Below are 1,228 nucleotides of genomic sequence, written 5' to 3'. Positions count from 1 at the left end.
GCATTCATTGTGCCCTCAACATGAGCAACCAAATGAACCATATCATCAGCGTCACAGAAAAAATCACCAACCGTGTAACAATTTTTTAATTTTTTGATGAGAATAATTCTTTTAAAATCTAATAGAAAAGCATAAGCTGCAGCATATATATTTGCTTTATTGGTCGTGAAAACCATATCATCTCCCCCGCTTTTGAAGATTTTATAATGACATTGTTAAATAACAATCATACACTCTATATGCTTCTTAATTTTAAAGTGCTGCATGTAGTATAATTTTGAGATGAAAGTAAAGGCTCTTATTCACAAAATATATCTAATTTATCGGAACTGTTACATATTAGAGACAACAAAAAACACTCCATTCTTATCGCTTGATAAGAAAAATAGTACAACTATCGTCCATTTACTACAAAAGCAAAAAAGAAAATGCGTAATGCCATTACGGATAATGGATTAGCACATTTTAAAGCTGCTTATCCTAATGAAATAATCACTAAAGATGATCTATTCTATTATGTTTACGGAATCTTACATTCAGAAGATTATCGCAGTCGCTACGCTGATAATCTTTCTAAAGAATTGCCTCGTATCCCCTGTGTAAAAAGTGCTGAAGATTTTTGGATATTTGTTACAGCAGGACGTAAACTCAGTCATTTGCATGTAAATTATGAAGATGTGAAACCTTATCAAGTGACCTTTAAAAAAGGTAATCCAAAACAGACTGATATTTCTAATCCAGAAAAGTTTTATTACGTGACTGAAATGAAATTCGCAAAAATTAAAAATAGTAAGGAAAAGGATAAATCCACTGTTATTTATAATAGTAATATCACTATAACAGATATCCCTCTTGAAGCTTATGACTATATCGTCAATGGCAAGCCCGCTCTTGAATGGGTTATGGGGCGTCAATGTGTAAAGACTGATAAAAAGAGTGGTATTGTTAATGATGCTAATCGCTATGCTGTTGAAACCGTTGGCAATCCTGCTTATCCATTGGAGTTATTCCAAAGGGTTATTACCGTAAGTTTAGAGACAATGAAGATTGTTAAGAACCTACCAAAATTAGAAATTAAAGAAATTGAATAGACTTGCCATGCTCACATAATGGATATGCTAATCTTATTAAAGCCTCTTATGTATTAGTTTAAATAACAGTCTATTTCATCATCTGTTATGAGATAACTAAGATAGGAAAGAATTACGTTATCAGAAATCCTTTAATG

1 pseudogene is annotated in these 1,228 nt (G+C 31.8%); it reads left to right on the top strand.

What is annotated here, in order from left to right:
* Positions 1 to 431: 431 nt before the first annotated feature.
* Positions 432 to 1,091 (top strand): annotated as a pseudogene (locus PVV68_RS10395) (type ISP restriction/modification enzyme); the annotation flags it as partial.
* Positions 1,092 to 1,228 lie beyond the last annotated feature (137 nt).

Origin of the sequence: Bartonella sp. ML69XJBT, from assembly GCF_028618515.1 — a bacterium.
Lineage (GTDB): Bacteria > Pseudomonadota > Alphaproteobacteria > Rhizobiales > Rhizobiaceae > Bartonella.
This window is presented reverse-complemented; position numbering and strand designations above follow the sequence as displayed.